This is a genomic window from Phenylobacterium sp. (assembly GCF_044372605.1).
Lineage (GTDB): Bacteria > Pseudomonadota > Alphaproteobacteria > Caulobacterales > Caulobacteraceae > Phenylobacterium.
On the sequence record NZ_JBILRO010000241.1, the window covers coordinates 1 to 5,221 of the forward strand.

At 63.9% G+C, this 5,221-nt stretch carries 6 protein-coding genes; 2 read left to right on the forward strand and 4 right to left on the reverse strand.

Annotation, left to right across the window (positions count from 1 at the left end):
* Positions 1 to 126: 126 nt before the first annotated feature.
* Both ACIQ42_RS15695 and ACIQ42_RS15700 read left to right on the forward strand, forming a co-directional pair.
* Positions 127 to 387, forward strand: a complete 261-nt coding sequence (locus tag ACIQ42_RS15695; protein WP_397423184.1) for an SWIB/MDM2 domain-containing protein — start codon at positions 127 to 129, stop codon at positions 385 to 387.
* A 167-nt stretch (positions 388 to 554) separates the two neighbouring features.
* Positions 555 to 1,295 carry an NTP transferase domain-containing protein gene (locus ACIQ42_RS15700; protein ID WP_397423185.1) on the forward strand — a complete coding sequence of 247 codons (741 nt, stop codon included), beginning with the start codon at positions 555 to 557 and terminating at the stop codon, positions 1,293 to 1,295.
* Positions 1,296 to 1,302: 7 nt separating this feature from the next.
* Here the strand turns inward: ACIQ42_RS15700 and ACIQ42_RS15705 are convergent, their stop codons facing one another.
* The 4 genes from ACIQ42_RS15705 to ACIQ42_RS15720 all read right to left on the reverse strand — a co-directional run.
* The gene (locus ACIQ42_RS15705) at positions 1,303 to 2,052 is read right to left on the reverse strand and encodes an NTP transferase domain-containing protein (protein ID WP_397423186.1); all 750 of its coding nucleotides are present in this window, start codon (positions 2,050 to 2,052) and stop codon (positions 1,303 to 1,305) included.
* The gene (locus tag ACIQ42_RS15710) at positions 2,049 to 3,200 is read right to left on the reverse strand and encodes a dATP pyrophosphohydrolase (protein ID WP_397423187.1); all 1,152 of its coding nucleotides are present in this window, start codon (positions 3,198 to 3,200) and stop codon (positions 2,049 to 2,051) included. Before ACIQ42_RS15710 ends, ACIQ42_RS15705 begins: the two co-directional genes overlap by 4 nt.
* Positions 3,200 to 4,258 (reverse strand): LptF/LptG family permease, encoded by a 1,059-nt coding sequence (locus tag ACIQ42_RS15715; protein ID WP_397423188.1) that lies wholly within the window; start codon positions 4,256 to 4,258, stop codon positions 3,200 to 3,202. The genes ACIQ42_RS15710 and ACIQ42_RS15715 overlap by 1 nt, the downstream gene beginning before the upstream one ends.
* Positions 4,255 to 5,221 (reverse strand): LptF/LptG family permease (locus tag ACIQ42_RS15720; RefSeq protein ID WP_397423189.1); only part of this gene is annotated, 967 nt, incomplete at its 5' end. The genes ACIQ42_RS15720 and ACIQ42_RS15715, both read right to left, overlap by 4 nt.

Below are 5,221 nucleotides of genomic sequence, written 5' to 3' on the forward strand. Positions count from 1 at the left end.
ACGGTTATCCGAAGGCTTTGCGCATATCGGGTGGCGCGGCGCGCGCTGAGAGGTAGGATACACCAAGCGACTCGGTTTCAGCGGCGCCCGCTGAAACCTCGCGACAACATCCAGCCGGGGGAGCCCATGGCCACTGAAAAGAAAACGAACGCCCTGCAGAAGCCCTTGACGCCTTCGGCAGAGCTGGCCGCCGTAGTTGGCGCAGGCCAACTCTCGCGCGGCGAGACGGTCTCGAAGATCTGGGAATACATCAAGAAGAACGACCTGCAGGATCCCGCGAACAAGCGCGATATCCTGGCTGACGCCAAGCTGAAGGCTGTTTTTGACGGCAAGGACAAGGTCAGCATGTTCGAGATGAACAAGCACCTGGCCCGGCACCTGAAATAGTCGCCGCCACGGTGCTCGGCCGTGGTCACGCAAGGACATTCGACTGAGACCTCGCGGGCTGGTGCCTCCGCGAGGTTTCTTCGTGTTTGGGGCCTTGCACTTCACAGAGCCGCCCGCAGCGCGCATATGCGGCCCTCTCGTGCCGAAGCCCTCCTGACAGAATTGCCGTGAAGTCACCGAACAGAGCCATCATCCTCGCCGCCGGTCAGGGAAAGCGCCTGCTGCCCTTGACCGAGTCGAGGCCAAAGTGCCTGATCGAGATCGCCGGTCGCTCGCTGCTTTCCTGGCAGCTTCTGAGGTTGCAGGCCGCCGGTGTCGAAGAAGCCGTCATCGTGACTGGCTTTCGTGCTGAGGCCGTCGAGGCAGAGGTCGCTTCGCTCGGACTGAGCATGGCGGTCCGGCTGACCTTCAACCCCTTCTACACCGTCTCGGACAACACGGCGTCCTGCTGGATCGTGCGGCATGAGTTTGACCGCGATGTGCTGCTCCTCAATGGAGACACCTTGTTCGGTCCCGGCGTAGCCGAGCGTCTTATGGAGGCGCCCGATGCGGATATCACCGTCACCATTGACCGTAAGTCGTCCTATGACGCCGACGACATGAAGGTATTGACCGAGAACGGAAGCCTCCGCGCCATTGGCAAATCGATTGAAGCCTATGATGCGGAATCGATTGGCTTTCTCCGCTTCTCAAGCGTCGGTGCGGCCCGGTTTGTGGCGGGTATCGATCAGGTCTTGCGCTCGCCCGAGGGTCTACGTCGCTGGTACCTCAGCGTCATCGACGAACTGGCCCACAGCGAGGTCGAGGTCCGGGTCTGTTCGATCCAGGATCTGGAGTGGGGAGAGATGGATTTTCTCCAGGACGTTCGCTCCCTGAACCGGTTGGCGGCGGGTTGGACTGCGCCCTGAGGCAGGCCTAGTCTCCCACGATCCGTCGCACGAGATCCAGGTCTGCGGCCTTGTCGACGTCAACCGAAGCCAGCCCGTAGGGCGTTTGCACAATGGCCGCTGATACCCCGGCCATTTCGCCCAGCCTTGTGGCGGCGTCGCCCAGTCCCAGTCGTCCGGAGAGATACCGCAGCAGCATCCCGGCGCCCAGGATCTGCGCCATTCGCCAGGGCCGCTTGCGCTCCGCCTCGACCTTTCGCCAGAAGTCTACAATGCGCAGGGCGCGGTCATTGGCCAGGTAGAAAAGGTTGCAGCCAGACCAGTGCCCGTCGGCCAGCTTCAACCAGGTCCGGCGGGTTTCCGGCGCCGCTGCCTCGACGGTCTGCCGCGCGGCGACCAGGGCCGCCACATCTATCCCGTCCGGCACATCGGCCAGAAATTGCCGGACCCAGACCGCATCCAGCAGGGCGTGGTCAGCGGTGGTCACCAGCAACGGCGTTCCCAATTGCCCGGCGCCGGCTGCAACGCTCAGGCTTGGTCCGGCCGCTTCATCCAGCGCCTCTACGCCAAGCCGCGCCATCTCGATGCGTACATCCGAATGACTGGAGATCACGGCGATCCGCCCGGCGCCGGCCGCGCGCAGGGCAGCCACCACCCGCGCCAGCAATGTCTCGCCGCCCAGCACGATCAGCGCCTTGTGGCTCACGCCGGCATAGGCGGCGACAGGGTCCGTTCCGCTGCGGGACCCTGCCAGCACCAACGCCCTAAAGCCGCTCAAACCAGCGCCTTCTGATAGAGCCGGTAGGTTTTGTAGACCTTGGCGCCGCCCGCATCACAAATCCGGCGCATCGGCAGATTGTCCTCCAGCACCCAGGACAGCTCATAGCGTGCGTAGCCCAGTCGCCGCGCCGCCTGGGCTACGGCGTCGATCAGCAGGAACGGCACAAGCTGGCCGCGAAGGGACCCGGCGACCTTCCGTTTCACCCCCATCAAGGGAACCCGGCCGGTCTTCACCCCTTTGATCTTCAGTCGCCAGATCAGCTTGGCCCAGCCGAACGGGAACAGCTTGCCCTTCAGGTCGGCGATCGCCTCGTTGATGTTCGGAAGCAGGATCATGAAGCCCACAGTTTCGCCGTCCATTTCAGCGAACCAGGTGAGGCGCTTGTCGATCAGCAGTTTCAGGGTCGCGGCCAGGGCCTTCGTCTCGGCCTCGGTCGTCGGTGTGAAGCCCCAGTTACCCGACCAGGCGTCGTTCAGAATACCGGTAAGGGTATCCACCTCAGCTTCAAATCGGCTCATGTCGAGCATGCGCAGGGTCACGCCCGGTGGCGGTCCCTTCCGGATGCGACGCAGGATCGGCGCTGGCAGATCGTCGTTCACGCTGCAGATGTAGGCGAATATGTCCTTGGCCTTGGCGTAGCCCTGTTCTTCAATCCGATGGGGCGCATGCGCGGTATCGTGGCTCATCATGAACATCGGGGGATGTTCAGCCCCCTCGACCAGCAGCCCGACTTCTTCGTTGGTGGACAGGTTTACCGGCCCGAGTGCGGCCCGGCATCCGCGGCTTCGCAGCCAGGCCTCGGCGGCGCCGAACAGGGCCGCGAAGACAGCGGGATCATTCTCCGCGGCGATCATGCCGAAATTGCCAATTCCCTCGGCGGTCTGAGGGTTCAAAGCATCGATCTGTGCGCTGATGCGGCCGACATCGCGTCCTGCCCTCACAGCCAGCCAGAACTGCACCTCAGCGTGGGCAAAAAAGGGATTGCCCTTGGCCGTCAGGGATTCCTGGCGCTCGAATATGAGCGGCGCCACATAGTTGGGATCGCCGGCGCCCAGCCGCATTGGAACGCGGATGAAGCGATCCAACTGAGCCGCCGTCGCGACAGGAATGACCTGGATGTCGTCGCGTTCTTCCCCCGGCGCCATCACCCCTCCAGATAGATCAGGGCGGTAATCCCGAGCGCAGAGAACATGGCGGGTGCGGCCCAGGCCGCAAGGATCGCGGGCGCTGCCCCGTTCTCACCCAGGGCGGTGAACGCGCCATCAAAAACGAGGAACAACAGTCCCACTGCAAGACACTGCACCAGCAATGTCGCCCCGCCGCCCCTGAAGTTGGCCATCGAAGCCGGCGCCGCGAGCAATAGCATCACGATGCAGGCGAATGGCGCCGCCCAGGCGCGCTGAAGCTGGGTTTCATAGTAGGTACGCGGGCGCATCGAAAGCCCGCCCGCAAGCGCTCGGCTGGCCTCCTGTGGCGTGACCAGGGTCTGACCGGCCGCCATCGCCCGTACATCGGCGGGCTGCAGGTCCTGTGTCCAGTCCATCGTTGTGGCGGACCCTTCCGAGATGGTTTTGGTCCCCAAGGTCTCGAACCTGGGTTTGATCAGGGTCCAGCGGCCTGCTTCCCAGACCGCCGTCGGCGCTGTCGTTCTTTCGACCAGGCGACCGGCCTGATCCCGGCGATAGATGATCACGGACTCAAGGCTGCGGCCGTCGGGGTCCCGTGGCAGGGCCACCACCACCTCATTGGCCAGCCTGAACGTCACCGGCGTGATCTTTTTTGTAGCATCTTGCGGCGCGCTGGCCTGCCACCAGGCGCTCAGCATCTGATCAGTGCGGGGTGCGATCACCATCCCGATCGCCAGTTGAACCAGCGCCAGTGCCAGCACCGCCGGCAGGGCCAACAGCGTGATCCTGTAAGCCGAGATACCGGTCGACCTCAATGCGGTGACGACGCTTTCGCCAGCCAGTTTTCCGAACGCGAACAGGCATCCCGCCAAAACAGCCAACGGGGCCGCCTGTTCGATCAGTCGAGGCGCCCTCAGCATGGCGTAGTAGGCGACGCCGCCGGCCCCGAGGTTGCGGTCCAGGATCTGCGTCGTGACCTCGAGAAGGTCGATAATCTGGAGAACACCCGTCAGCACAGCCAATGCGGCCAGCACCCGGGCTCCCATGAGTTTCAGCAGATAGGCCGGGAGCGTCATGCTGCGCTCGCGACGGTCGATTTGGGTCTGAACCGGGCGATCATGCTCGAGATATACTCAAGCGCCCGCCCGACTGGGGTATCTCCGGGTCGCCTGAGACTTGTGGCGAAGACCGTGACGGCGATCAGGGCGAACACCAGGAGCGGGCCGCCAACCGCCAGTTCAGCAGAAAGGCGTCCCGTCGCGGCCAGGCCCTGGCCCAGCTGTATCGCGTGGAAGAACGCCAGCAACAGAACGCCGCCGACGATCATCCCGGGTGCCCGTCCGCTACGTTTGGCCGACAGTCCAAGCGGTAGACCCAGAAGGGTCAGCAAGGGCAGAACCAGGGCCTTGGCAAGCCGCCCATAGAGTTCACCCTTCAAGGATTCGCGCGGGATTGTGGAATTGTCCGCCTTGGCCTGATCGGCCAACTCGAACAGCGTCAGTTCCCGTTCGTCGCCCCCCCGGGCACGCAGCAGGCGCGCCGGGCCCGTCAATGGCAGTTGCATGGTGAAGCGCTTGAAACTCAGGACTTCGGGCTGACCGGCCGAATTGAAGCGCAATTGCTGGCCATCGCTCAGGTCCAGACGGACTGTTTTGCCGTCGGCCATGCGACGAACCTCCGCCATCCTGGCGGTCGTGATTTCGTCCTGACCTTTTTCCGTGGTCCGGCGGATCAGGATATGGGTCAGCTTCTGGCCGGCCCCATCGGCCTCATCGGCGGTGACGGTCAGGGTCTTGGAGGGGATCAGGATGGTCTCTGCAGGCACCAGTCCGTTCCAGCCAGCGTTTTGCGCCGAGTGCAGGACGGCGCGGTAGGCGTAACGGCTGTAGGGCTGCAGGAAGCCGAACACCACCAGGCTTACCGCCGCCAGCGCTGCTGCCAGGCAGAGGTAGGGGGCCGCAAGCCGCGTGAGTGAAACACCCGCCGCCAAGAGGGCATCCACCTCGGAGGCCTGGTTCAACCGATTCACCACCACAAGC